The organism is Pseudomonas sp. 8AS, from assembly GCF_902506505.1.
GTDB lineage: Bacteria > Pseudomonadota > Gammaproteobacteria > Pseudomonadales > Pseudomonadaceae > Aquipseudomonas.
The window spans coordinates 1,106,227-1,129,746 of the sequence record NZ_LR733406.1; the positions used below are offsets into that span (position 1 = coordinate 1,106,227).

The 23,520-nt window shown below is 66.7% G+C and carries 24 protein-coding genes and 3 tRNA genes; 11 read left to right on the top strand and 16 right to left on the bottom strand.

All coding sequences use genetic code 11. The features are described from left to right. Positions 1–50 precede the first annotated feature (50 nt). The 3 genes from mksF to mksB are packed head-to-tail and all read right to left on the bottom strand — an operon-like array spanning position 51 to position 4,812. Complete coding sequence (mksF, locus tag GV001_RS05115) at positions 51–2,870, bottom strand: Mks condensin complex protein MksF (RefSeq protein WP_160078568.1); 2,820 nt, start codon at positions 2,868–2,870, stop codon at positions 51–53. Beyond that, positions 2,867–3,568, bottom strand: coding sequence for an Mks condensin complex protein MksE (gene mksE / locus GV001_RS05120; RefSeq protein WP_160078569.1), 702 nt, complete (start codon positions 3,566–3,568; stop codon positions 2,867–2,869). The genes mksF and mksE overlap by 4 nt, the downstream gene beginning before the upstream one ends. Beyond that, positions 3,565–4,812 carry an Mks condensin complex protein MksB gene (gene mksB / locus GV001_RS05125; protein ID WP_160078570.1) on the bottom strand — a complete coding sequence of 416 codons (1,248 nt, stop codon included), beginning with the start codon at positions 4,810–4,812 and terminating at the stop codon, positions 3,565–3,567. Before mksB ends, mksE begins: the two co-directional genes overlap by 4 nt. Positions 4,813–4,985: 173 nt before the next feature. On the opposite strand from mksB, the gene GV001_RS05130 reads away from it, so the two are divergent. Genes GV001_RS05130 through GV001_RS05150 form a run of 5 tightly spaced genes read left to right on the top strand, consistent with a single transcriptional unit; the run spans position 4,986 to position 8,790 of the window. Next, positions 4,986–5,777: an energy transducer TonB gene (locus GV001_RS05130; protein ID WP_160078571.1), complete on the top strand. Its 792-nt coding sequence runs from the start codon at positions 4,986–4,988 to the stop codon at positions 5,775–5,777. After that, the gene (gene rimI / locus GV001_RS05135) at positions 5,774–6,226 is read left to right on the top strand and encodes a ribosomal protein S18-alanine N-acetyltransferase (RefSeq protein WP_160078572.1); all 453 of its coding nucleotides are present in this window, start codon (positions 5,774–5,776) and stop codon (positions 6,224–6,226) included. The genes GV001_RS05130 and rimI overlap by 4 nt, the downstream gene beginning before the upstream one ends. 14 nt (positions 6,227–6,240) lie before the next feature. Next, positions 6,241–6,885, top strand: a complete 645-nt coding sequence (gene can, locus GV001_RS05140; protein WP_160078573.1) for a carbonate dehydratase — start codon at positions 6,241–6,243, stop codon at positions 6,883–6,885. A gap of 1 nt (position 6,886) precedes the next feature. Continuing rightward, a complete protein-coding gene (locus GV001_RS05145; RefSeq protein WP_256664868.1) occupies positions 6,887–7,792 on the top strand; it encodes a DMT family transporter in 906 nt (301 codons plus the stop codon). After that, entirely contained in the window at positions 7,789–8,790 is a 1,002-nt protein-coding gene (locus GV001_RS05150; RefSeq protein WP_160078575.1) for an isocitrate/isopropylmalate dehydrogenase family protein, read from the top strand. The genes GV001_RS05145 and GV001_RS05150 overlap by 4 nt, the downstream gene beginning before the upstream one ends. 110 nt (positions 8,791–8,900) lie before the next feature. Here the strand turns inward: GV001_RS05150 and GV001_RS05155 are convergent, their stop codons facing one another. The 11 genes from GV001_RS05155 to GV001_RS05205 all read right to left on the bottom strand — a co-directional run bounded on the left by GV001_RS05155 (position 8,901) and on the right by GV001_RS05205 (position 16,396). After that, positions 8,901–9,104, bottom strand: a complete 204-nt coding sequence (locus GV001_RS05155; protein ID WP_160078576.1) for a hypothetical protein — start codon at positions 9,102–9,104, stop codon at positions 8,901–8,903. Positions 9,105–9,300: 196 nt separating this feature from the next. Beyond that, positions 9,301–9,377 (bottom strand) — tRNA-Met (locus tag GV001_RS05160). Positions 9,378–9,456: 79 nt separating this feature from the next. Further along, on the bottom strand, positions 9,457–10,557 hold the full coding sequence (gene ychF / locus GV001_RS05165; protein WP_160078577.1) for a redox-regulated ATPase YchF: 1,101 nt from the start codon (positions 10,555–10,557) through the stop codon (positions 9,457–9,459). A gap of 36 nt (positions 10,558–10,593) precedes the next feature. Then, complete coding sequence (gene pth / locus GV001_RS05170; RefSeq protein WP_160078578.1) at positions 10,594–11,181, bottom strand: aminoacyl-tRNA hydrolase; 588 nt, start codon at positions 11,179–11,181, stop codon at positions 10,594–10,596. 35 nt (positions 11,182–11,216) lie between these two features. Further along, a complete protein-coding gene (locus tag GV001_RS05175; RefSeq protein WP_160078579.1) occupies positions 11,217–11,816 on the bottom strand; it encodes a 50S ribosomal protein L25/general stress protein Ctc in 600 nt (199 codons plus the stop codon). Positions 11,817–11,927: 111 nt separating this feature from the next. Further along, positions 11,928–12,869, bottom strand: a complete 942-nt coding sequence (locus GV001_RS05180; protein WP_160078580.1) for a ribose-phosphate pyrophosphokinase — start codon at positions 12,867–12,869, stop codon at positions 11,928–11,930. 82 nt (positions 12,870–12,951) lie between these two features. Beyond that, positions 12,952–13,026: transfer RNA gene (locus GV001_RS05185), tRNA-Gln, on the bottom strand. Between the two features lie 51 nt (positions 13,027–13,077). Then, positions 13,078–13,152: transfer RNA gene (locus GV001_RS05190), tRNA-Gln, on the bottom strand. Between the two features lie 18 nt (positions 13,153–13,170). Next, on the bottom strand, positions 13,171–14,037 hold the full coding sequence (gene ispE, locus GV001_RS05195) for a 4-(cytidine 5'-diphospho)-2-C-methyl-D-erythritol kinase (protein WP_160078581.1): 867 nt from the start codon (positions 14,035–14,037) through the stop codon (positions 13,171–13,173). 10 nt (positions 14,038–14,047) lie between these two features. Further along, positions 14,048–14,662 carry a lipoprotein insertase outer membrane protein LolB gene (gene lolB, locus GV001_RS05200; RefSeq protein ID WP_160078582.1) on the bottom strand — a complete coding sequence of 205 codons (615 nt, stop codon included), beginning with the start codon at positions 14,660–14,662 and terminating at the stop codon, positions 14,048–14,050. 3 nt (positions 14,663–14,665) lie between these two features. Next, a complete protein-coding gene (locus tag GV001_RS05205) occupies positions 14,666–16,396 on the bottom strand; it encodes a tetratricopeptide repeat protein (protein ID WP_160078583.1) in 1,731 nt (576 codons plus the stop codon). A gap of 184 nt (positions 16,397–16,580) precedes the next feature. On the opposite strand from GV001_RS05205, the gene hemA reads away from it, so the two are divergent. From hemA to GV001_RS05235, 6 genes are all read left to right on the top strand, one after another. After that, on the top strand, positions 16,581–17,849 hold the full coding sequence (gene hemA, locus GV001_RS05210) for a glutamyl-tRNA reductase (protein WP_160078584.1): 1,269 nt from the start codon (positions 16,581–16,583) through the stop codon (positions 17,847–17,849). Beyond that, positions 17,846–18,928 carry a peptide chain release factor 1 gene (prfA, locus tag GV001_RS05215; RefSeq protein WP_160078585.1) on the top strand — a complete coding sequence of 361 codons (1,083 nt, stop codon included), beginning with the start codon at positions 17,846–17,848 and terminating at the stop codon, positions 18,926–18,928. Before hemA ends, prfA begins: the two co-directional genes overlap by 4 nt. A 79-nt stretch (positions 18,929–19,007) precedes the next feature. Further along, positions 19,008–19,838 (top strand): peptide chain release factor N(5)-glutamine methyltransferase, encoded by an 831-nt coding sequence (prmC, locus tag GV001_RS05220; protein ID WP_160078586.1) that lies wholly within the window; start codon positions 19,008–19,010, stop codon positions 19,836–19,838. Further along, positions 19,835–20,596: a molybdopterin-synthase adenylyltransferase MoeB gene (locus GV001_RS05225; RefSeq protein ID WP_160078587.1), complete on the top strand. Its 762-nt coding sequence runs from the start codon at positions 19,835–19,837 to the stop codon at positions 20,594–20,596. Before prmC ends, GV001_RS05225 begins: the two co-directional genes overlap by 4 nt. Beyond that, positions 20,593–21,408, top strand: a complete 816-nt coding sequence (murI, locus tag GV001_RS05230) for a glutamate racemase (RefSeq protein ID WP_160078588.1) — start codon at positions 20,593–20,595, stop codon at positions 21,406–21,408. Before GV001_RS05225 ends, murI begins: the two co-directional genes overlap by 4 nt. A gap of 91 nt (positions 21,409–21,499) precedes the next feature. Beyond that, complete coding sequence (locus tag GV001_RS05235) at positions 21,500–22,012, top strand: acyloxyacyl hydrolase (protein ID WP_160078589.1); 513 nt, start codon at positions 21,500–21,502, stop codon at positions 22,010–22,012. A 204-nt stretch (positions 22,013–22,216) separates the two neighbouring features. Here GV001_RS05235 and GV001_RS05240 read toward each other — a convergent pair whose 3' ends face one another. Both GV001_RS05240 and GV001_RS05245 read right to left on the bottom strand, forming a co-directional pair. Beyond that, positions 22,217–22,525, bottom strand: a complete 309-nt coding sequence (locus GV001_RS05240; RefSeq protein WP_160078590.1) for a YkgJ family cysteine cluster protein — start codon at positions 22,523–22,525, stop codon at positions 22,217–22,219. A 447-nt stretch (positions 22,526–22,972) separates the two neighbouring features. Then, complete coding sequence (locus tag GV001_RS05245) at positions 22,973–23,494, bottom strand: DUF2878 domain-containing protein (protein ID WP_160078591.1); 522 nt, start codon at positions 23,492–23,494, stop codon at positions 22,973–22,975. Between the last annotated feature and the right edge of the window lie 26 nt (positions 23,495–23,520).

Genomic DNA, 23,520 nt, shown 5'->3' on the forward strand with positions numbered 1-23,520 from the left:
GATAACGAAAGGGCCGCATTGCGCGGCCCTTGTCGTTTCTGGCGGGTGGGTCAGGCCGGTTCGCCTAGCGGCTCGATGGCTTTCACCACTTCGCGGCGTTTGATGAACTTCCAGTCCGCCTCGTCGATGTAGATGCCGTTCGGCCCACTGCCACCTTCCAGGTCGATGGCCACATGGGCCGAGACCTGCGGCTTCACCGACGCCAGGATCGGCACGAAGCCCAGCTGCAGGCTGGTCTCGATCAGCGCCTGCTGGTTGCGCTCGTCGATGTCCGCCGCCTCGTCGAGGTAGTAGGGCAGGCGCACCTTGCCGGCCTGCTCGCGATCCATCAGGTGCAGCAGCAGGTACATGTTGGTCAGCGCCTTGATGGTCATGGTGGTGCCGTTGGAGGCGGCGCCATCGATGTCGGTGTGCATCACCGGCGCGCCGCCGACCTTGGTGATCTCGAAGGCCAGTTCGAACAGGTCCTTAAGGCCCAACTGGTTGCCGTTGGCGGCGACCAGGCGCGACAGGTAGTCCTTGGCTTCCTCGTTCTTGGCATCCTGCTCGGCGCTCTGGGAGAGGTCGAACACCGACAGGGTCTCGCCTTCCTCGTACTGGCCGGCACTGTGGATGATCTGGTCGATGTGCTTGAGCGCGTCGCGGTTGGGCGCCAGGACGATGCGGAAGCTCTCCAGATTGGATACCTGACGCTTGTTGATCTCGCGGTTGAACAGCGCTAGCTGGTGTTCCAGGTTGTCGTAGTCGCTGCGGATATTGCGCAGGGTCCGGGCGATATCGGTGACCGCGGCACGACGCGCCTTGGCCAGGGTCAGGGCTTCGTCCTGGCGATGCGCGTAGGCGTTGACCAGCAACTGCAGGCGGCGCTCCGGGTCATCCTCGCTGTCGAACTTGGCCACGCCCTTGAGGCGCACCTGGGCGTACAACGCGTCGATCTGGCCGTCGATGCGCTGCAGCGCCTGCCAGCTGTCCTGGTAGTCGTTGAGCAGTGGCAGCAGGTTGTCCAGCGAGTCGTCCACCGGCTCCATGAACGGCGTGCCGAAGGGCAGGTCGGCCGGCAGCAGCTGGCGGCGGCGCAGGGCATCTTCCAGGGTGCGCTCCTTGGCTTCCAGGTCGGCCAGCTGGCGGCCGACCAGCTGCAGCTTGGCGGACAGCTGCTGCACCCGCTCGGTGAAGGCGTCGGTGGCGCGCTTGAGTTCGTCCTGGGCGGCCTCGGCCACGGCCAGCTGCTCCAGCTTGGCCGGCTCCTCGGCGGCCAGGGTCTGGCTCTTGCGGAAGTCCTCCAGGGCCTTCTGCGCATCCAGCACGGCCTGGTACAGCTGCTCGGCCTGGGCCTTGCTCGCCGCGCGGTCGTTGGCCACCGCCTGCTGGGTCTTCAGTTGCTTGAGCTCGCGCTCCAGGCGGTCGCGCTGGTCGCGCAGGGCGGCGCGGTCAGCCAGCGCCTGCAGGGCCGGCGGCTCGATGTGCGAGAGGTCGATGGACAGACCCGGCACGGCGAAGGTCTCGCCCTTGAAGCGGTTCAGCACGGCCTCGACTGCCTTGACCCAGTCGTCGCCCTCGGCCTGGATACCTTTCTCGCCCAGCGGCAGGCTGAACAGCTGGCCGTTGAACAGGCGCATCAGGCGGTCGACGTCGGCCTGGCTGAACTCCTCGCGCAGGCGCGAGTAGCTGTTGTTATCGGCGTGGTCGAGCTGCTGCCTGACCGACTTCAGGCGTTTCTCCAGATCGCGCAGGCGCTCGTCCAGGTCCTCGGCGGAGAACTGGCGCGACTGCGCCAGGGCGCCGGCCAGCTCGTCGTGGGCGTCCTTGGCGGCGAGCAGCTGCTCTTCCAGCACCTTGGCGTCGGTGACCAGGGCGAAGCGGTTCTTCAGCACCGCCAGCTCGCCGAGCCAGCGCTGGATCTCGCTGATCTCGCGCTCCAGGCGCATCAGCTCGGAGGTAGAGCCGCGCTGCTCGTTCTGCAGGCCATCTTGTTCGCGCTTGTAGTGCTCGGCCTGGATCACCAGCTCTTCCTTGCGCGCGCCGGAGTAGTCCTGCCAGGCGCCCAGCAGATTATCCAGCAGCGGCGAGAGGCGGTGCAGCTTGCCGCGCAGCAGTTCGCGCTGGGCCACGCCGCCGGACAGCGCCTCGACCAAGGGGCCGGCGGCGACCAGTGCCTGGTAGTCCTGCTCCATGCGGCGCACGTCGCGGAAGGCCTCTTCGGTGGCGGCGATATAGTCGACGCTGCCCGAGCGCAGGCTGTGCTCGAAGGCGTCGAGGAACAGTTGCTTGAGCTTCGCGGCGGTGATCTCGCGCATATGCAGCAGGTTGATGAACAGCGCGCGGAAGGTCTTCAGGCTCTGCTCGCTGGTGGAGCGCAGCGGGATCAGGGTCAGGTCCAGCGGGATCGAGGTGTGGCCGCCGACCAGCAGGCGGCGCAGTTCCTCGGGTTTCAGCTCATAGGCGACGATGCCGGCCTGGCCGAGGTTCTTGAACAGCTCGCGCTGGCGCAGGCAGGTGCCGTCCTGCTGGTAGTGGGCCAGATCCAGTTCACCCTGGTAGGCGAAGAACTGGTGGCCGAAGCCGCCACCGGGGCCGCGGCCGGCCACGCCGATCACGTGCGGGCCGTGGGGCAGGGCGACCTCGACCAGGATGTAGCTGGTGTCGGAGGCAAAGTAGAACTTGCGCGAGGCTTCCAGGCTGTACTTGCCGAAGCTCATGTCCGACATGCGCGCCAGGATGGGGAACTGCAGCGCGTTGATCGACGCCGACTTGCCCAGGTTGTTGGCACCGTACACCGACAGCGGGTTCTCCAGCGGGAAAATGCCGAGGCTGTAGCCGGCGGTGTTCAGCAGGGCGAAGCGGCGGATGCCGTAGCGTTCCTGGCTCATGCGTCGATCTCCTGGGCGTCACGTTCCTCGGCCATGGCGCGGGCCAGGGCCTCTTCCTCGGATTCTTCCGCTGTATCGGTCAGCGGCTCGATGCGCACGATGTCCTCCTCGGCTTCGTCGACCACCAGCTCCGGCGTCGGCAGCGGCAGGTTGCTGTGCAGGCTGGCCGCCAGGTCGCGGTCCTGCTGCACGGCCAGGCACACGTCGAGGAAACGGTGCATGGGCGCGAGGAAGCGGTACACGCCGTTGTCCTCGCTGGCGAAGCCGAGCTGGGTCAGGCGGCGCATGACCTTCTCTTCCAGCTCGTCCTGGCTGGTGACCTCGGCCTGGAGGAACAGATCCTTGTATTTGTCCAGCAGCGGTGGCAGCTCGTCGCGGCCCAGGCTGCCGCCATCGAGCACGGCCAGCGGGTCGCGGCCCTGGTCCGCCAGATGCTCGACCAGGATGAAGGTGAACAGCGCCAGGCGCTGGGCGGTCTTGTTCACCTGGGCGCCCATCTGTTCCGGCACGAAGTAGTAGAAGCCGCGACTGTCGCAGACCAGCTCGTAGCCGAGCGACTTGAACAGCGCGCGGTAGGCGTCCTGCTGGGCAGACAGCTGGGTATACAGCTCCGGGTGACTGCGGCTGATGTGGTAGCCCTTGAACAGCTCGCGGAAGATTGGCGCGAGCAGGGTCAGTTCTTTCAGGTCGATATTCATGCGGATTTCCCGGCCGGCTTGATCAGGGCATAGGAGCTCAGGCTGACCTGATGCTCGCGGGTGAGGTAGTCGCGGCGTTCGAGGCGCTCGCGCTGGAAGCGGCCGTCGCGTGACAGGCGCGAGAACCAGTAGAGCAGCTCGTCGGTGGCGCCTTCCGGCTCCTGCTGCAGCAGCCAGGTCATCAGGTCCGGCAGCGGCAGGGCCTGCTCGCAGCGCTCGATCATCTCGCGGGCGGTGCGCGGGGCCTGCGGCGCGGCGCCCTTGCGGGTGGCGCTGGCCCTGGGGAACTGGTTGGGCTTGGGCTGGAAGCGGGCGAGGGCGTAGACGTAGCTTTCCACCTGGCTGGCGGTGCCGAGGAAGGTGCTCTGCGGGCGGCTGAACAGCGGTAGCGAGGCCTGCGGCAGGGCGTCCAGGCCCTTCTTGCGGATCACCGACAGGGCCAGGGCGGCGCCACGGGTCACGGCATTGTGCCGACGCGCCTCCTCGCGCAGCGGCAGCAGCAGCTCGCGAGCCTTGCGCAGGGTCAGCTGGGCGGTGGTCTGCATCTCCAGGATGCGCGCGTGGGTGCGTAGCAGCAGGTCGTCGTCGACCAGCTGGCCGAGGCGCTGCTGTTCGCCGAGCAGGCGCAGCAGCACCTGCTCGACGCGGCGCACGCCCTGCTCGAAGGCGCCATCGGCGGCGACCAGCTGGATCATCGGTTCGACGTATTCGTCCCAGGTCGCCAGCACCTCGGCGTAGCGTTGGCGCAGCGGAATCTGCCGGTCGCTGGTCTTGGCCCGCTCGGCCACGCCGACCAGTGCCTGCTCGTCGTTGGCCAGTTTCTTCAGCACGTCGCGCACGCGCATATCGAGCAGGCGCAACTGGCGCGCCAGGTCGTTGCCGTCGCGCACTTCGAAGGCGTCCTGGATATAGCCGGCCAGGCGCTCCAGGTGGCGCAGGTAGGCCTCGATCTCCAGGCACAGGCCCAGGCGGTGTTCGCGCCGCAGGTAGGCGAGGAAGTCGTGGATCTGCGCGTTCAGCTCGAAGCGGTTGGGGCTCTTGGCCACCGGCACCAGAATGTCCAGGCGGATCCACTGGTCGAGCAGGGCGGTGATATCGGCGGGGCTGCCCTCGGGCAGTTGCGTGCCGAGCTGGTTGCGCAGCTCCACCAGGCTCAGGGTGCCGGCGTCGAAGCGCTCGCACAGCGGTTCGAGCAGCGTCCAGTGCTCGGCGAGGGCGCGCAATACGCGCTTGGGGTCAATCATCGGGGCATCCGTTCGGCAGGCGCTTTCTTATAAAGCGCGGAATTGTACTGCAAAGGTGCAGGACTGGCCGACCGGGTGTCGAAACGCCCGGCGGCCTTCCCCGAAGCGGCGATTCAGGCCACAATTCCCGCCCATCAGTGCGGGCCCGCTGCCCGCCACAGGAACTCTCAGCCTTGATCGAAGAAGCTCGTCGCCGTGCCTATCTGACCGCCATGCAGGTGGTCAGCTGGCTGCCGCGCAGTGTGTTGCCCTTTGCCGCGCCGTCGCGGGCCGAGCTGCTGCAGCCATTGCCCGAGCCTGCGCCAACGGCTGCAGCACCGCTAGCGGCTGCACCTGCTGTCGCACCTGAGGAGGCGCCGGCGCCACGCCCGAACGTCGAGGTGCCGCGCCCGGCAGTGCCGATGCCCAAGCCGATGATCAAGGCCGAGCCGGCTCCTGCCGAAGAAGAAGCCCCGGCGCCGCCCCGGGCAGCGCCCGTGGCACCGCCGCGCTTCGCCCTGCAACTGCTGCGCGCCGGCGATTGCGCGCTGCTGGTCGAGTTGCCTACCGGCGAGTCGTTCCAGAGCCGCGATCCGGCCTATCTCTTATTGAAAGACCTGCTGCGCGCCGCCGGCCTGCCGGACAGCCCGCAGCAGGTTGGCGACGGCTCGCCGATTCGCTGGCCGCTGCTGACCCGCGGCAACCTCGACCAGGGCCCGGAGGCCGCCCGCGACTATGTGCAGGGCGTGCTCGCCGGCCAGCTGGAAAGCCAGCCCTGTGCCTGCCTGTGGCTGATCGGCCTGCCGGCCGTGCGCTTCGCCGGTGAAGCGGATGCCGAGGCCTTCAACCGTGAACTGACTATCGATGGCCTGGGCGCGGCCTGGGCCTTGCCGGGCCTGGAGCTGCTGATGGATGAGCCTGAACGCAAGCGCGAGCTGTGGCAGGCCATGCGCCGGATCATGCAGCGCTGGAAACCTGTCGTATGAGCAACGCCATTACCTTCCGCCCGATGACCGCGGCGGATCTCGACCGCGTGCTGCAGATCGAAGCGGCCGCCTTCAGCCATCCCTGGACGCGCGGCATCTTCGAGGACGGCCTGAAGTCCTACGACTGCTGGGTGATGTTCGAGGGTGAGGAGCAGGTCGGCCACGGGGTGATCCAGGTGATCATCGACGAGGCGCACCTGCTCAATATCACCGTGCGCCCGCAGAGCCAGGGCCAGGGCTACGGCCTGCAGTTGCTCGAACACCTGATGCGCCGGGCCATGCAGCTGAACGCCGGCGAGTGCTTCCTCGAAGTGCGCGCCAGCAACCAGTCGGCCTACCGCCTGTACGAGCGCTACGGTTTCAACGAGATCGGCCGGCGCCGCGACTACTACCCGGCGCCGGGCGGGCGTGAGGATGCCCTGGTGATGGCCTGCACCCTGATCGACTAATGCAAGGAGCCGCCATGAACGATCTGCAGCACCTGTTCGACAACAACGCGCGCTGGGCCGAGACGATCAATCAGGAAGACCCGGAGTTCTTCGCCACGCTGGCCAAGCAGCAGGCCCCGGAATACCTGTGGATTGGCTGTTCGGACGCGCGCGTGCCGGCCAACGAGATCGTCGGCCTGTTGCCCGGCGACCTGTTCGTCCACCGCAACGTGGCCAACGTGGTGCTGCATACCGACCTCAACTGCCTGTCGGTGATCCAGTACGCGGTCGACGTGCTCAAGGTCAAACACATCCTGGTCACCGGCCACTATGGCTGCGGCGGGGTGCGGGCGGCCATGCAGGATCGCCAGTTCGGCCTGATAGACGGCTGGCTGCGCTCGATCCGCGACCTCTACTACGAGCACCGCGACCATTTCGCCCAGTTCGATAGCGAAGAGGAAAAGGTCGACCGCCTCTGCGAGCTCAACGTGATCCATCAGGTGGCCAACGTCAGCCACACCAGCATCGTGCAGAACGCCTGGCACCGCGGCCAGGAGATCGCCGTGCACGGCTGCATCTATGGCATCAAGGACGGTCGTTGGAAGAACCTCAACGTCACCGTCAGCGGCCTCGAACAACTGCCGCCCCAGTACCGCATGCGCCCGCTCGGGCAATCCTGAGGTGGCGCGCCCGCAGCTCCTCGCCTGGCTCGGTCTGGCCCTGGCGAGCCTGTTCTGGGCCGGCAATTCGCTGGTCGCGCGGGCCTTCAGCGGGCCGATCCCGCCGCTGTCGCTGGCCTTCTGGCGCTGGGCGGTGGCGCTGCTGATCCTCCTGCCGCTGGTCGGCCCCTCGCTCTGGCGCCATCGCCAGGTCCTGCGCGCCGCGGGCTGGCGCCTCTGGGTGGCGGCGTTGCTGGCCATCAGCCTGTACAACTGCCTGCTGTATACCGCGGCGCTGAGTACCGCGGCGATCAATCTCAGCCTGGTCAGCACCTGCCTGCCGCTGGCGACTTTCATCGGCGCCGGCCTGCTGCTGGGCGAATGGCCGGCACGGCGTGCCTGGTTCGGCCTGGGGCTGGCGCTGCTGGGCCTGTTCTGGCTGATCGGCCAGGGCGACTGGGGCGTGCTGAGCAGCCTGTCGTTCGCCCAGGGGGATCTGCTGATGCTTTTGGCGACCCTGGACTGGGCGTTGTACTCCTTGCTGCTGCGGCGCTGGAGTCGTTACTTCCAGCTGCCGCCGTTCACCCTGCTGGGCGCCCTGGTGCTGCTCGGCCTGCTCATGCTCGCGCCGCTGTATGCCTGGGATCTGATGCGGGGTGCGCGCTTCGAGCCCAGCCCGGCGAATCTCGGCGCCATCGGCTACACCGCGCTGTTTGCCTCGGTGATCGCCTACCATCTGTGGAATATCGGTCTGCGCGAGCTGGGCGCGGCGCGCACGGCCATGAGCAATTACCTGATGCCGGTGTTTACCGCCCTGCTGGCCTGGCTGCTGCTCGACGAGGGGTTGCAGGCCTACCACTGGATCGGTGGTGGTCTGATCCTGCTGGGGCTGTTGCTGGCTGGTCGCCTACAGGAGAGCCGAGCATGAACCATTCACTCTGCGTGATTGCCGGCGACGGCATCGGCCGCGAAGTGGTGCCGGTGGCCGTCGCGGTATTGCAGCGCCTGCTGCCGGGGCTGAACCTGGTCGAGGCCGAGGCGGGCTGGGACTGCTTCCAGCGCCACGGCGTCGCGGTGCCCGAGGCCACGCTGCAGGCCATGCAGCGCTGCGGGGCCGGCCTGTTCGGCGCGGTCTCCTCGCCCAGTGGCGTGGTGCCCGGTTATCGCAGCGCCATCCTCACCCTGCGTCAGCGGCTCGGCCTCAACGTCAACCTGCGCCCGGTGCGCAGCTGGCCGCAGGTTTCGCCCAAGGCCGGAGTGGATCTGCTGATCCTGCGCGAGAACAGCGAGGGGCTCTACAGCGGCCGCGAGCACTGGCAGGAGGAGGGCGTGGCGATTGCCGAGCGGGTCATCAGTCGCGTCGCCTGCGGCCGGCTGGCGAGCATGGCGGGCGAGGTCGCGGCGCAGCGCCAGGCGCGGCGAATCACCCTGGTGCACAAGGCCAATGTGCTGCCGCTGACCTGCGGCCTGTTCCGCGACACCTGCCGCGCAGGGCTCGAGGCGGCCGGCTGGGGCGCCCAGCTGGACGAGCGCCTGGTGGATGTCGCGGCCTTGCAGCTGGTGGCGCAACCCGAGGCGTTCGACCTGATCGTCACCAGCAACCTGTTCGGCGACATCCTCTCCGACCTGGCCTGCCACTGGGGCGGTGGCCTGGGCCTCGCCCCCTCGCTGAATTGGGGCAATGGCCTGGCCCTGGCCGAGCCGGTGCACGGCAGCGCCCCCGACATCGTCGGCAGCGGCCGGGCCAACCCGCTGGCGGCCATCCTCAGCGCGGCCCTGCTGCTGCGCCACCACTGGCAGCGCGACGATCTGGCCCAGCGCGTGGAGCGAGCGGTCGAAGGCTTCCTGCGCGAGGAGTGGCGCGCTGACCTGGCGGGAGAGACCACCAGGGTGGTGGCGCACGGGGTGTTGGCGCGTCTGGGCTGATTGTCCGGCTGGCGCTGGAGTCTTTCCCCTCGGGGGCGCTTTGCCGGGATATGCCCTGGCATTTCCTGATGTGGCTGTGTTTTCGGCTTTCCGGTTGGCCTATGTCGGCTTCAGGGAATGTCGATCTGCAGGGTGCCCATCGCGAGCTTCAGGAAGACCAGCCAGCCAACCGCGCTCAGTATGCCGAGCACCGAATAGCCGACGATGATGCCCAGGGCGATCTGCTTCCAGAGCCCCGCGTGATTGCTGGTCGGCGTTTGCCGGTAGAGCGGGGTGTCACGTTCCGCCCGGATATTCTCGAAGTCGTCTTTCACTTTTATCTTCCGTTTGTCCGAGCGTGCCGGTGTCTCGTCACGTCCTGCGCATCGGTATCCCGGTCTTTTTCCGCATTGGGTCTGGCTGGTGTGTTGACTGGCCGGATTATAGGGGGCGGTCTGGCTGCGGAGCAGGAGGTTTTTCTGGAGGCCAGAAACGACAAAGGCCTACCCGAAGGTAAGCCTTTGTTTTGTATGGTGGCTACGCAGGGACTTGAACCCCGGACCCCAGCATTATGAATGCCGTGCTCTAACCAACTGAGCTACGTAGCCGCTTGAGGCGCGCATTATTCTCGTCGGGCGTCAGGCTGTCAAGCCTGTTTTGCGAAAATTTCCGCGCGCGATCAAATGCTTACACGTTGAAGCGGAAGTGCATGACGTCGCCATCCTTGACGATGTAGTCCTTGCCTTCCAGGCGCCATTTGCCGGCTTCCTTGGCGCCGGCTTCACCCTTGTACTGGATGAAGTCGTTGTAGGCGACCACTTCGGCGCGGATGAAGCCTTTCTCGAAGTCGGTGTGGATCACGGCAGCCGCTTGCGGGGCGGTGGCACCGACGCGTACGGTCCAGGCGCGCACTTCCTTGACCCCGGCGGTGAAGTAGGTCTGCAGGTTGAGCAGCTCGTAACCGGCGCGGATCACGCGATTCAGGCCGGGCTCTTCGAGGCCGAGGGCTTCGAGGAACATGTCCTTCTCTTCGCCGTCGTCGAGTTCGGCGATTTCCGCCTCGATCTTGTTGCACACCGGCACGACGATGGCGCCTTCTTCGGCGGCGATGGTCTTGACCACGTCGAGCAGCGGGTTGTTCTCGAAGCCGTCTTCGGCGACGTTGGCGATGTACATCACCGGCTTGCTGGTGAGCAGGTGGAAGCCGCGGACCAGCTGCTTCTCGTCGTCGCCCAGGGTCTTCAGCAGGGTGCGCGCCGGCTTGCCTTCGGTGAAGTGGGGGATGAGCTTCTCCAGCAGGGCTTTCTGCGCCACGGCGTCCTTGTCGCCGCCCTTGGCGTTGCGGCTGACCTTCTGCAGCTGCTTCTCGCAGCTGTCGAGGTCGGCGAAGATCAGTTCCAGCTCGATGATCTCGATGTCGCGCTTGGGGTCGACGCTGTTGGACACGTGGATCACGTTGTCGTCTTCGAAGCAGCGCACCACGTGGGCGATGGCGTCGGTCTCGCGGATATTGGCGAGGAACTTGTTGCCCAGGCCTTCACCCTTGGAGGCGCCTTCGACCAGGCCGGCGATGTCGACGAACTCCATGGTGGTCGGCAGGACGCGCTCGGGTTTGACGATCTCGGCCAGCGCCGCCAGGCGCGGGTCGGGCATCGGCACGATGCCGCTGTTCGGCTCGATGGTGCAGAAGGGGAAGTTCTCTGCCGCGATACCGGATTTGGTGAGGGCGTTGAACAGGGTGGACTTGCCGACGTTGGGCAGGCCGACGATGCCGCAGTTGAATCCCATGGTGTGTCCCTCGCGCGATAAGGCGGTGAAAAGTGATTAGGTGGCTTTCTGGCTGTGCAGCTTGTGCATCGCCTTGGTCCATTCGCCGGCGAGCATTTCCGGGAGGACGCCGAGGGCGAAGTCGATGCTGGCGTCCAGCAGTTCCTGCTCGCTGCGCGGGGCGCGGCCGAGGACGAAGTTGGAGACCAGGCTGCTGTGCCCGGGGTGGCCGATGCCGAGCCGCAGGCGGTGGAAGCTGTTCTGGTTGCCGAGCTGGGCGATGATGTCGCGCAGCCCGTTATGCCCGCCGTGCCCGCCACCCTGTTTGAGTTTGGCGACGCCGGGAGGCATGTCGAGTTCGTCGTGGGCCACCAGGATGGCGTCCGCCGGGATCCGGAAGAAATTCGCCAGGGCCGCCACGGACTGGCCGCTGCGGTTCATGAAGGTGGTGGGGATGAGCAGACGAACGTCGCGGCCCTGATGGCTGAACTTGCCCACCAGGCCAAAATACTTTTTGTCGGGGCTCAGGCTGACGCGTTCGCGGTCGGCCAGGCGCTCAACAAAAAGGGCCCCTGCGTTATGCCGGGTCTGGTCGTATTCGGGGCCTGGATTACCCAGGCCGACGATCAGTTGAATGGCAGTCACGTCAGGAGCCCTGATTGTGGAAGAGCGGCGAGATATTACTCGGCGCTTTCTTCCTTCACGCGCGAAGCGTGGATGTTGGCAACAGCCAGGTCGTTGCCGTGGGCCAGGGCCACCAGCTCGACGCCTTTCGGCAGGCTCAGGTCGGACAGGTGAACGATCTGACCGACTTCGACCTGGGCCAGGTCGACTTCGATGAATTCCGGCAGGTCTTGCGGCTGGCAGGAAACTTCGACTTCAACGATGGTGTGGGACACTTCGCCGCCCTGCTGCTTCACGCCAACCGAGGATTCCTGGTTGATGAAGTGCAGCGGAACGTGGGCGCTCAGCTTCTGGCCGGCAACGACGCGAACGAAGTCGGCGTGCAGCACGAAGCCTTTGGCCGGGTGACGTTGCAGGGCCTTGATCAGAACGGTTTCGGCGGTGCCGGCAACGTTCAGGGTCAGCACGTGGCTGAAGGCAGCTTCGTTTTCCAGCAGCTTGGCCAGGTCTTTGGCCAGCAGGCTGATCGATTGCGGGGCTTTCTCGCCACCGTAGATAACAGCCGGAACCAGGCTGGCGATACGACGCAGGCGGCGGCTCGCACCTTTCCCCAGGTCGGAACGCGCTTCGGCATTCAGGGCAAATTCAACAGTCATTTCACATCTCCAGAATAACCAAACCGCCAGCAGCGCTTGCGACCAGCCTGTGGGCGGTTGGGCAAAAAGCCCCGCACGGCGGCGGGGCACAGGTCGTCAGGGATGTTCGCGTTAGCGGAACATCGCGCTGATCGATTCTTCATTGCTGATGCGACGCATCGCTTCAGCTACGACGGCGGCCATGTCCAGCTGACGGATGCGCGGGCAGGCTTGTGCCGCAGCGGACAGCGGGATGGTGTTGGTCACCACCAGTGCGTCCAGCACGGAGCTTTCCAGATTCTCGATGGCGCGGCCCGACAGCACCGGGTGGGTGGCGTAGGCGTAGACCTTGGCGGCGCCGTGATCCTTCAGTGCCTTGGCGGCATGGCAGAGGGTGCCGGCGGTGTCGACCATGTCGTCGACCAGCACGCAGGTACGGCCCTCGACATCGCCGATGATGTGCATCACTTCGGAGACGTTGGCCTTCTCGCGACGCTTGTCGATGATCGCCAGGTCCACACCCAGGCTCTTGGCCACGGCGCGGGCACGCACCACGCCGCCGATATCCGGGGAGACGATCATCAGGTTCTCGAAGCGCTGATCCTGGATGTCGTCGGTCAGCACCGGGGAGCCGTAGATGTTGTCCACCGGCACGTCGAAGAAGCCCTGGATCTGGTCGGCGTGCAGGTCGACGGTGAGCACGCGGTCGATACCGACCACGGTTAGCATGTCGGCCACTACCTTGGCGCTGATGGCCACGCGGGCGGAGCGCGGACGGCGATCCTGGCGGGCATAGCCGAAGTAGGGGATGACTGCGGTGATACGAGAAGCCGAGGAGCGGCGGAAGGCGTCAGCCATCACCACCAGTTCCATCAGGTTGTCGTTAGTCGGAGCACAGGTCGGCTGAATGATGAAGACGTCCTTACCGCGGACGTTTTCATTGATTTCGGCGCTGATTTCGCCATCGGAGAATTTGCCTACGGAGGCGTCACCGAGGGGAATGTGCAGTTGGCGCACGATGCGACGCGCCAGATCGGGGTTAGCATTCCCCGTGAAGACCATCATCTTGGACACGCGCAGTACCTGCCTGAGGGTGGGTCCGATGAATTAAAAAGCTGTTCAAAAAGCAGGGCTCTTTGAACAGCTCTCGAGTGTATGGCAGGGGCGGCTGGATTCGAACCAACGCATGGCAGGATCAAAACCTGCTGCCTTACCGCTTGGCGACGCCCCTGTAGAGTTGACGCTAATGCACCATCCGGTTTACGAAACCTCTGGGAGGTTATGGCAGGGGCGGCTGGATTCGAACCAACGCATGGCAGGATCAAAACCTGCTGCCTTACCGCTTGGCGACGCCCCTGTATCGTATAACCGAATGCTAGGCATTCCCTTCCGTTGCCAGTTTTTCGAGCTGCAGATGAACCGGAGACCGATTGCAACCACGTGCGACGAAACTTGGCAGGGTGGCCGGAAGTTGGCGCGAGACTTTATCAGCATCGGCCCGATTTGGGAAGCTCCCAAATACACAAGCTCCGGTCCCGGTCATCCTGGCGTGAACAAAATTGTTCAGCAAGTTCAAAGCGTTACGCACTTCTGGGTAGCGCTTCTCGACAACCGGTTGGCAGTCGTTATGACCACCCCCCGCGGGAAGGCTGCGAACTGTAATGGGCGGGGTATTCCGTGTCAACTCGGGGTCGGCAAAAACTTCGGCGGTGCTGATGCTGACTTGCGGCACGGCCACCAGATACCAGGGCTCGGCCAGTTCGACCGGCTGCAGGCGTTCGCCGACGCCTTCGGCAAAGGCCGCCCGCCCGCGCACGAAAACCGGCACGTCGGCGCCCAGGCCCAGGCCCAGGGCGGCCAGGCGCTCCTCGTCCCAGCCCAGCCGCCACAGGTGGTTGAGGCCGAGCAGGGTGGTCGCCGCATCCGAGCTGCCGCCGCCGATGCCGCCGCCCATGGGCAGGTGCTTGTCCAGCCAGATATCGGCGCCCAGCGGGCAGCCGGCTTGCTGCTGCAGCTGGCGCGCGGCGCGCACGATCAGGTTGCTGTCGTGGGGCACGCCGGGAATCTCGCTGTGCAGGCGGATCTCGCCATCGCTGCGCGGGGCGAAGCCCAGCAGGTCGCCGTGGTCGATGAACTGGAACAGGGTCTGCAGCTCGTGATAGCCGTCGGCGCGGCGGCCGAGGATGTGCAGCATCAGGTTGAGCTTGGCCGGGGCCGGCAGGATCAGTTGCGCGTCATGCATGGCGGCGGGCCTACTGACCGAGCTGGCGCGGCTGCCAGTCCTTGATCACCAGGGTCACGTCGAGGTTCTTGCCGTGCAGCTTGATGCGCTGGGGCAGGCTGTAGCCGTTCTGCTCGGCGTAGCTCAGGTACTCCACCTGCCAGCCATCCTGTTCCAGGCGGGCCAGCTGGCTGTCGGCGTCGAGGGTCACCCGGCTCTTGCTGTCCGGGGCGGGCAGGCCGCGCACCCACCAGCGCAGGTGGGACACCGGCAGGCGCCAGCCGAGCTGTTCTTCCAGCAGGGCTTCCGGCGATTCGGCCTGGTAGCGGCCCTGGTTGGCCACTTCCAGCAGGATCGCCCCGGGGCGGCCGGTCAGGCGTGCGGCGCCGCGGCCGAGCGGGCCGGACAGGCGGATGTCGTAGTAGTCCTGGCGCTGCAGCCAGAACAGCGTGCCGCTGCCGGAGTCCTTGGGCGCGCGGATGCCGACCTTGCCGTTGATCTGCCAGGCATCCAGGGCGCTGATCTGGGTCTTGTGGGCCTTCCACTGGGCGGCATTGCCCTGGCCTTCGATGGCTTCGCGGCTGGTGAAGCTGGTGCAGCCGCCGAGCAGGGCGAGCAGGGCGATGGCGATGAACTGACGGAGCATGGATCAGAGGGTCTCGGAGCCGGTGAGGCGCAGCAGGGTGCTGCGCAGGATGGCGCTGTCGGGCTGGGCCTTGAGGGCGGCGCCCCAGACCTTGCGCGCCTCGCGCTGCTTGCCGCGGGCCCAGAGGACTTCGCCCAGGTGGGCGGCCACTTCGTGGTCCGGGTATTTCTCCAGGGCCAGGCGCAGGTAGCGTTCGGCTTCCTCCAGGTTGCCCAGGCGGAAGTTGACCCAGCCCAGGCTGTCGAGGGTGGCCGGGTCGTCCGGGTTGAGCTGGTGGGCCTTCTCGATCAGCGCCTTGGCCTCGGCGTAGCGCGTGGTGCGGTCGGCCAGGGTGTAGCCGAGGGCGTTCAGGGCCGTGGCGTTGTCCGGCTCGCGCTCGATGATGCTGCGCAGGTCCTTCTCCAGGCCGGGCAGGTCGCCGCGTTTCTCGGCGAGCATGGCGCGGGTGTAGATCAGGTTGGTGTCGCCGGGGAACTGTTGCAGCGCCTGCCGGATCAGTTGCCAGGCCTTTTCCAGCTGGCCGCGGTCGGCCAGGGCCTCGGATTCGATCAGGTACAGCTGGATGGCATAGTCGGGCTGGCTTTCGCGGGCCCGGGCCAGACGGCTGGCGGCTTCCTCGGCGCGCTGGTTGTCGAGGAGGATTTCGTTCTGCCGGGACTGGGCGGCGAGGTAGTCGTCGCCCGGGCCGACCAGGTCGTATTCGATCAGGGCGCTTTCCGGGTCGTCATTGCGCTCGTAGATGCGGCCCAGGTTGAAGTGGGCGGCGTCGGCATGGCTGCCGCGGGCGACCAGCTCTTCCAGGTAGATCGCCGCCTCGTCCCAGGCTTCGGCTTCGAGGCAGACCAGGGCCAGGGAGTAGCGCAGGTCGTCGTCGTCCGGGAACTGCTGGAGCAGGCCGGCGAACTCGGACTTGGCTTCTTCCAGGCGGCCCAGCTCGACCAGCTGGCGGGCGTAGGCCAGGCGCAGGCGCTTGTCGTCCGGATACTGCTGGATGCCTTTGCTCAGCAGCGGAATGGCCTCTTCGCCGCGCTGCAAACCTTGCAGCAGGCGCGCGCGCAGCAGCAGGGGCGGCACTTGCGTTTCGCTGGCGGCATGGGCTTCGAGCAGCTCCAGGGCTTCCTGCGGGCGGCCGTCCTGGTGCAGCAGCAGGGCCTTGCCGAACAACAGTTGGCCGTTCTCCGGGTGCTTCTGCAGCAGGCGGTCGAAGCTCTGCAGCAGGCCGCTGCGAGTGTCCGGGTCGGTTTCCGCGGCGGACAGGGCGAGGAAGTCGAAGTGGGTGTCGCCCTGGGCCTGCAGGACCTTCTCCATATACTGCATGGATTCGTCATAGCGCCCGCCGCGAGCCAGCTGCACGGCGGCGGCGCGCTGGGCGTCGAGGTTGTCCGGGGCATTCCTGGCCCAGATCAGCGCGCTATCCAGGGCCGCCTGCTCGGCGCCGAGGTATTCGGCGATGCGGAAGGCGCGCTCGGCAACACCGGGGTCCTGGGTCGCGTTGGCCTGCTGCACATAGTTGCCGAGGGCAATGTCGAAGCGGTTGCGCTGCCCGGCCAGTTCGGCGGCGAGCAGCGAATACAGGGTTTCCTCGTTGAACGAGGCATACACCTTGGGTTTTTCCGGGGCCGGGCTGGCCGCCGCGTCTTCGACCGGCGGAGCGCCATCGGGAGCGGAAGGGGCGAGGGTCTGGCAGCCGCCAACAAACATCAGGGCGGTCAGCAACGCTAAGGATTTATTCATGGGAAAGGGCGACTAACCTGCGGTGTCGGCATCATGACACAAGCGCTCTGGCAAGCCCAATGGGCCATATCGGTTCCGCGATGCGCTGGGCACTAGGGTGACGGGGGCAATGACCTGCGACAGTTGTTCTCGCCCCGGTGACGTAGGACAATTGCGCGCTTCCCCTATTCATTAGCGACCCTGCATGGCCTTCATTGCCCTCGGCATCAACCACAAGACCGCCTCGGTGGACGTCCGCGAGCGCGTGGCCTTCACCCCCGAGCAACTGGTCGAGGCCTTGCAGCAGCTGTGTCACGCCACCCCGAGTCGGGAGGCGGCGATCCTCTCCACCTGCAACCGCAGCGAGCTGTATCTGGAGCAGGAACAGCTGTCGGCCGACGAAGTGCTGCAGTGGCTGGCCGACTACCACCAGCTGAACCTCGCCGAGCTGCGCGCCTGTGCCTATGTGCACCAGGACAACGACGCAGTGCGGCACATGATGCGCGTCGCTTCCGGGCTGGACTCCATGGTCCTCGGCGAGCCGCAGATCCTCGGTCAGATGAAATCGGCCTACGCCGTGGCGCGCGAGGCCGGCACCGTCGGCCCGTTGCTCGGTCGGCTGTTCCAGGCCACCTTCAGCACCGCCAAGACCGTGCGCACCGACACCGCCATCGGCGAGAACCCGGTGTCCGTGGCCTTCGCCGCGGTCAGCCTGGCCAAGCAGATCTTCGCCGACCTGCACCGCAGCCAGGCCCTGCTGATCGGCGCCGGCGAGACCATCAGCCTGGTCGCCCGCCACCTGCACGACCAGGGCATCAAGCGCATCGTCGTCGCCAACCGCACCCTGGAGCGCGCCAGTTCGCTGGCCGAGCAGTTCGGCGCGCATGCCATCCTGCTGGCCGATATTCCCGACGAGCTGATCAACAGCGATATTGTCATCAGTTCCACCGCCAGCCAGCTGCCGATCCTCGGCAAGGGCGCGGTGGAGCGCGCGCTGAAGAAGCGCCGGCACAAGCCGATCTTCATGGTCGACATCGCCGTGCCGCGCGACATCGAGCCGGAAGTCGGCGAGCTGGACGACGTCTACCTGTACACCGTCGACGACCTGCACGAAGTCATCGAGGAAAACCTCAAGAGCCGCCAGGGCGCCGCCCAGGCCGCCGAGGAACTGGTCAGCGCCGGTGCCGCCGACTTCATGCAGCGCCTGCGCGCGCTGGCCGCGGTGGATGTGCTCAAGGCCTACCGCCAGCAGGCCGAGCGCCTGCGCGACGAGGAGCTGGCCAAGGCCCAGCGCCTGCTGAGCAACGGCGCCCCGGCCGACGAGGTGCTGGCCCAGCTGGCCCGCGGCCTGACCAACAAGCTGCTGCATGCGCCCAGCGTGCAGCTGAAGAAAATCTCCGCCGATGGCCGCCTCGATGCGCTGGCCGTGGCCCAGGAACTTTTTGCCCTCGACGAGGGCGAGCCGAAACCATGAAAGCGTCACTGTTGAACAAGCTGGACATCCTCCAGGACCGCTACGAGGAACTCACCGCGCTGCTCGGCGATGGCGAGGTGATCAGCAATCAGACCCAGTTCCGCGCCTATTCCAAGGAATACGCCGAAGTCGAGCCGGTGATCCTCGCCTACCGCGAGTTCTGCAAGGTGCAGGGCGACCTCGAAGGCGCCCAGGCGCTGCTCAAGGACAGCGACCCGGACCTGCGCGAGATGGCCGAGGACGAAGTCGCCAGCGCCCGCGCGCAGCTGGAGGAGCTGGAAGGCCGCCTGCAACGCATGCTGCTGCCGAAGGACCCCAAGGACGGCCGCAACGTGTTCCTCGAAATCCGCGCCGGCACCGGCGGCGACGAGGCGGCGATCTTCTCCGGCGACCTGTTCCGCATGTATTCGCGCTATGCCGAGCGCCAGGGCTGGCGGGTCGAGGTGCTGTCGGAGAACCCCGGCGAGCACGGCGGCTATAAGGAAGTGATCGCCCGCGTCGAGGGCGACAACGTCTACGCCAAGCTCAAGTTCGAGTCAGGCGCCCACCGCGTGCAGCGCGTGCCGGAAACCGAGTCCCAGGGCCGCATCCATACCTCGGCCTGCACCGTGGCGATGTTGCCCGAGCCGGACGAGCAGGCGGCGATCGAGATCAACCCGGCCGACCTGCGGGTCGACACCTACCGTGCCTCGGGCGCCGGTGGCCAGCACATCAACAAGACCGACTCGGCCGTGCGCATCACCCACCTGCCCACCGGCATGGTGGTCGAGTGCCAGGAAGAGCGCTCGCAGCACAAGAACCGCGCCCGCGCCTTGGCCTGGCTGGCGGCCAAGCTGCAGGACCAGCAGGACGCTGCCGCGCACAAGGAAATCTCCGAGACGCGCAAGCTGCTGGTCGGCTCCGGCGACCGCTCCGAGCGCATCCGCACCTACAACTTCCCCCAGGGGCGGGTCACCGATCACCGCATCAACCTGACCCTCTACGCGCTGGACGACGTACTGGCCGGTGGCGTGGAAGCGGTGATCGAGCCGCTGCTGCAGGAATTCCAGGCCGACCAGCTGGCCGCCCTGGGCGATTGAGTCTGGGTGCCGGCCGTGGCGGCCCAGCCGCAGGCCCGTGCCACGTAAGGTGCGCCGCGCGCACCACCGGGAACCACCGATGGCCACCATCGAGCAGCTGCTGAACCACGCCGACCTGCCCGACTCGCCCAGCGCCCGCCTGGACGCCGAACTGCTGCTGGCATTCGTCCTGGGCAAGCCGCGCAGCTACCTGCGCACCTGGCCCGAACGCGAGCCGACTGCCGAGCAGCAGGCTGCCTTCGCCGCCCTGCTGATTCGCCGCCGCGCTGGCGAGCCGGTAGCCTATATCCTCGGCCAGCAGGGCTTCTGGAGCCTCGATCTGGAGGTGGCACCGCATACCCTGATTCCCCGCCCCGACACCGAACTGCTGGTGGAAACCGCTCTCGAACTGCTGCCGGCCACGCCGCTGCGGGCCCTCGACCTGGGCACCGGCACCGGCGCCATTGCCCTGGCCCTGGCCAGCGAGCGGCCAGGCTGGCGGGTCACCGGCGTGGACCGGGTCATTGACGCCGTGGCCCTGGCCGAGCGCAATCGCCAGCGGCTGCAACTGAACAATGCCGAATTCCGCCCGAGCCAGTGGTTCGGCGCCCTGGCCGGCGAGCGCTATGGGCTGATCGTCAGCAACCCGCCTTATATAGCCGCCGCTGACCGCCACCTGGGCGAGGGCGATGTGCGCTTCGAACCGGTCAGCGCCCTGGTTTCCGGTGTCGACGGCCTCGACGACATTCGCCAGATCATCGCCCAGGCGCCGCCGCATCTCGAACCGGGCGGCTGGCTGCTGCTGGAACACGGCTATGACCAGGCCGCGGCGGTACGCGAGTTGCTGGCCGCCGCCGGCTTCGCGCGGGTCCACAGCCGCCGCGACCTGGGCGGGCATGAACGGATTTCCCTGGGGAGCCTGGGCACATGAGTGTGGAACTGAACGACGACGAATTGCTGCGCTACAGCCGGCAGATCCTCCTGCCGCAGATCGATATCGCCGGGCAGCTGCGCCTCAAGGCCAGCCGCGCGCTGATCGTCGGCCTCGGTGGTCTCGGCTCGCCGGTGGCGCTGTACCTGGCTGCGGCCGGGGTGGGCGAGCTGCACCTGGCCGACTTCGATACGGTCGACCTGACCAACCTGCAGCGGCAGATCATCCACGACGGCAGCCAGATCGGAGTGAGCAAGGTCGATTCGGCGATCAGTCGGCTGGCGGCGCTCAATCCGCAGATCCGCCTGCTGGCCCATCGCGCCGCCCTGGACGCCGACTCCCTGGCCGCCGCCGTGAGCGCGGTGGACCTGGTGCTGGATTGCTCGGACAACTTCACCACCCGCGAGGCGGTCAATGCTGCTTGCGTGGCCGCCGGCAAGCCGCTGGTCAGCGGCGCGGCGATCCGCCTGCAGGGCCAGCTCGCCGTGTTCGATCCGCGGAGCAAAGACAGCCCCTGCTACCACTGCCTGTTCGGTCACGGCGACGAGAGCGCGCTGACCTGCAGCGAGGCCGGCGTGGTCGGCCCGCTGGTCGGCCTGGTCGGCAGCCTGCAGGCGCTGGAGGCGCTCAAGCTGCTGGCCGGCTTCGGCGAGCCGCTGGTCGGCCGGCTGCTGCTGGTGGATGCCCTCGACTCGCGCTTTCGCGAGCTGCGCATCAAGCGCGACCCGGCCTGCAGCGTGTGTGGCGGGCGGCCGTGAGCAGCAACGCGGCGGTCGGTGTATTCGACTCCGGCGTCGGCGGCCTGTCGGTGCTGCGCGAGATTCGTGCGCGCCTGCCGGACGAGTCGCTGCTGTATGTGGCCGACAGCGGCCATGTGCCCTATGGCGAGAAGAGCGCGGAATTTATCCGCGAGCGTAGCCAGGCGATTGCCGCGTTTTTGTTGGGGCAGGGCGCCAAGGCCCTGGTGCTGGCCTGCAACACCGCCACGGCGGCGGCGGTGGCCGAGCTGCGCGAGCGTTATCCGGATTTGCCCATCGTCGGCATGGAGCCGGCGGTGAAACCGGCGGCGGCTGCCACCCGCAGCGGCGTGGTCGGCGTGCTGGCCACCACCGGCACCCTGAAGAGCGCCAAGTTCGCCGCCTTGCTCGACCGTTTCGCCGCTGACGTGCGGGTGATCACCCAGCCCTGCCCGGGCCTGGTCGAGCAGATCGAGGCCGGCGAGCTGAGCGGCCCGCGCACCCGCGAGCTGCTGCGCGGCTGGCTCGAGCCGCTGCTGGCCGAGGACTGCGACACCCTGATTCTCGGCTGTACCCACTATCCCTTCATCAAGCCGCTGCTGCGCGAGCTGGCGGGCGAGGGCGTGAGCCTGGTGGATACCGGCGCGGCGGTGGCGCGGCGCCTGCAGCAATTGCTCGACCAGCGCGGGCTGCGTGCCGAACCGGGACGTGCCCTGCCGACCCGGCTGTGGTCCAGCGGCGACCCGCAGCAGTTGCAGCGGGTGCTGCCGGTACTGTGGGGCGAGGCGCTGAGCGTGCAGGCGTTGCCAGAGGCAGGCAAGGCTGAGTATTAATACTTAAGCCGCCTTCCACTGATAACGGCTGTTTCTATACTCCTGAGTGAGCGTGGTTCAGCCCCATCATTCTTGGTTACAGGACGTTAGCATGAACAAGATCCTCACCCTGGCTGCCGCTGCAGCCCTTGGCCTGAGCAGCCTGGCTGCGCAGGCGGTCGATTTCAGCGCCGCCGTTGGGCGCAGCGGCGAGTCCACCAATGTCTATCGCCTGGGCGCCCAGTGGAACTGGGACCGCAGCTGGATGCAGAGCGACGTCGGTCGCCTGACCGGCTACTGGGATGCCGGTTACACCTACTGGGACGGTGACAAGGCGGCCAGCAACCACAGCCTGTCGTTCACCCCGGTGTTCGTTTACGAGTTCGCCGGCGAAACGGTCAAGCCCTACCTCGAAGCCGGCATCGGTGTGGCCTTCTTCGACAGCACCGAGCTGGAAGAGCACGACCTCGGCTCCTCCTTCCAGTTCGAGGACCGTCTCGGCGCCGGCCTGCGCTTCTCCGGCCAGGAGATCGGCATCCGTGCGATGCACTACTCCAACGGTGGCATCAAGGAGCCGAACGATGGCGTGGAGACCTATACCCTGCATTACCGCCTGAGCTTCTAAGAACCTGTTTACGATCTGCTGCGCGTCGGCCATACCGCGTTAAAACTGGCCTCGGGATGCTCATTTACAGCTCGTAAACTGCGCTCCCTCGGCCAGTTTTTCCTTGTCTGGCTCTAGCTCGCGAGATCGTAAACAGGTTCTAACGGCTGGCGGGCACAAAAAAACCGGGCCGATGGCCCGGTTTTTTATGGGCGCACAGCGGGGCTAGCGATAGATCGCACCCATCCCGCGGCGCTCGTCGATGCACTCGGGGGAGCCCGTTTCAAACTCGCGGCAGATCAGTGGGCGCAGCTCGTAGATGGTGCAGCGCATGCTGTCGCGATCCAGCGCTGCGCACCAGCCGTCGTCCAGGCGCCGCATGACTTCGCCGCCCCAGTCGTCGGTGTCGATGAAGCGCTGCGGCACGCCGGTGTCGGTGATCAGCATGACTTCCAGCTGGCAGCAGCAGGCGGCGCAGTTGGCGCAGCTGACGGCGGGTTCGTCGGGGAGTTGGGTGAGGGGGATCTGACTCATGCCGCGCAGTTTACGGCAGGCCGGGATGGATGGCTCGCCTGGCCGACCGACGCGGTGCTGGGGGGATGCGGGAGTTTTTTCCTAGGATGAGCGATCTGTGACGGGATCATTGCTGAGGTGCTTGTTGGCTCTGGTTTCGCCCTCCCGGGCGAGTCACTTTTGCCAACCGCGGCAAAAGTAACCAAAAACGCTTGCCCCCTGCATCCGGGTCTCGCTGCGCTCGACTGCCCTCACTCCATCATCGCTCCAGGGGCCCGCCGCGAAGGGCCATCCCTGGCCCATCGCGGCTCTCGCGACATCCATGTCGCTCAACCCCTTACGCAATGATTCCGTTCGGCCTCCTGAAAGGGGCGTTTGGTGTTGCCTGACAGGTCGTGTGATGAAAAGCCCAAAGCTATCAAGCAGCTAGGGCGCATCAAGGGGCTGAGTGCATCTCGGATTTTTGTTTCAGTGTGAAGCTTTCGCCCGATACATCCCCGCAAACCCATGCACCACCAGCATCACCACCGCCCAGATCCCCGCCAGCAACAGCAGCGTCGGCCACAGCCCCAGCGGCATGCCCACCCCCGCCAGTTTTGCCCCACCCAGGTAGGACAGCGGCCCGGCCACCGCGCCGAGCAGGCTGCCCAGCCACCAGGGGCGGGCCGTCCAGGCCAAGCTGTGATTGAGGGTGGTGGCGAACAGCGCCCACAGCAGCGCCAGCCAGGCGGGGAGCAGGCGGCCGTCGCCGGCGAAGTCGAACACCCCGAGGTTGAGCAGGAAACTGTCCAGCGCCGCGCCGAACAGCATCACGCTGGCCACCAGGCGGCCTTCCTGGCGCCAACTGGCAATCCAGAGGAAATGCGCCGCCAGGCACGCCAGTGCGACCAGCAGCAGCCAGGGGCGTTGCGCACCGAACACGCAGGCGAACCAGCCGGTCTGAAACAGCACGGCATTCAGCAGTAGCGAGCGAGGTGGTGACAGCGGCATGGACACGATCCTTGGACTTTGGTGGC

Bases quoted from the DNA above. Each gene is read 5' to 3' on its own strand.
- GV001_RS05235 (WP_160078589.1), top strand. From the start codon at position 21,500: ATGAACAAGATCCTCACCCTGGCTGCCGCTGCAGCCCTTGGCCTGAGC.
- GV001_RS05150 (WP_160078575.1), top strand. From the start codon at position 7,789: ATGAACCATTCACTCTGCGTGATTGCCGGCGACGGCATCGGCCGCGAA.
- ychF (WP_160078577.1), bottom strand. From the start codon at position 10,557: ATGGGATTCAACTGCGGCATCGTCGGCCTGCCCAACGTCGGCAAGTCC.
- ispE (WP_160078581.1), bottom strand. From the start codon at position 14,037: ATGCATGACGCGCAACTGATCCTGCCGGCCCCGGCCAAGCTCAACCTG.
- GV001_RS05240 (WP_160078590.1), bottom strand. From the start codon at position 22,525: ATGAGTCAGATCCCCCTCACCCAACTCCCCGACGAACCCGCCGTCAGC.
- prmC (WP_160078586.1), top strand. From the start codon at position 19,008: ATGGCCACCATCGAGCAGCTGCTGAACCACGCCGACCTGCCCGACTCG.
- GV001_RS05175 (WP_160078579.1), bottom strand. From the start codon at position 11,816: ATGACTGTTGAATTTGCCCTGAATGCCGAAGCGCGTTCCGACCTGGGG.
- mksB (WP_160078570.1), bottom strand. From the start codon at position 4,812: ATGATTGACCCCAAGCGCGTATTGCGCGCCCTCGCCGAGCACTGGACG.
- prfA (WP_160078585.1), top strand. From the start codon at position 17,846: ATGAAAGCGTCACTGTTGAACAAGCTGGACATCCTCCAGGACCGCTAC.
- hemA (WP_160078584.1), top strand. From the start codon at position 16,581: ATGGCCTTCATTGCCCTCGGCATCAACCACAAGACCGCCTCGGTGGAC.
- GV001_RS05205 (WP_160078583.1), bottom strand. From the start codon at position 16,396: ATGAATAAATCCTTAGCGTTGCTGACCGCCCTGATGTTTGTTGGCGGC.
- lolB (WP_160078582.1), bottom strand. From the start codon at position 14,662: ATGCTCCGTCAGTTCATCGCCATCGCCCTGCTCGCCCTGCTCGGCGGC.
- GV001_RS05245 (WP_160078591.1), bottom strand. From the start codon at position 23,494: ATGCCGCTGTCACCACCTCGCTCGCTACTGCTGAATGCCGTGCTGTTT.
- mksE (WP_160078569.1), bottom strand. From the start codon at position 3,568: ATGAATATCGACCTGAAAGAACTGACCCTGCTCGCGCCAATCTTCCGC.
- rimI (WP_160078572.1), top strand. From the start codon at position 5,774: ATGAGCAACGCCATTACCTTCCGCCCGATGACCGCGGCGGATCTCGAC.
- mksF (WP_160078568.1), bottom strand. From the start codon at position 2,870: ATGAGCCAGGAACGCTACGGCATCCGCCGCTTCGCCCTGCTGAACACC.
- GV001_RS05225 (WP_160078587.1), top strand. From the start codon at position 19,835: ATGAGTGTGGAACTGAACGACGACGAATTGCTGCGCTACAGCCGGCAG.
- can (WP_160078573.1), top strand. From the start codon at position 6,241: ATGAACGATCTGCAGCACCTGTTCGACAACAACGCGCGCTGGGCCGAG.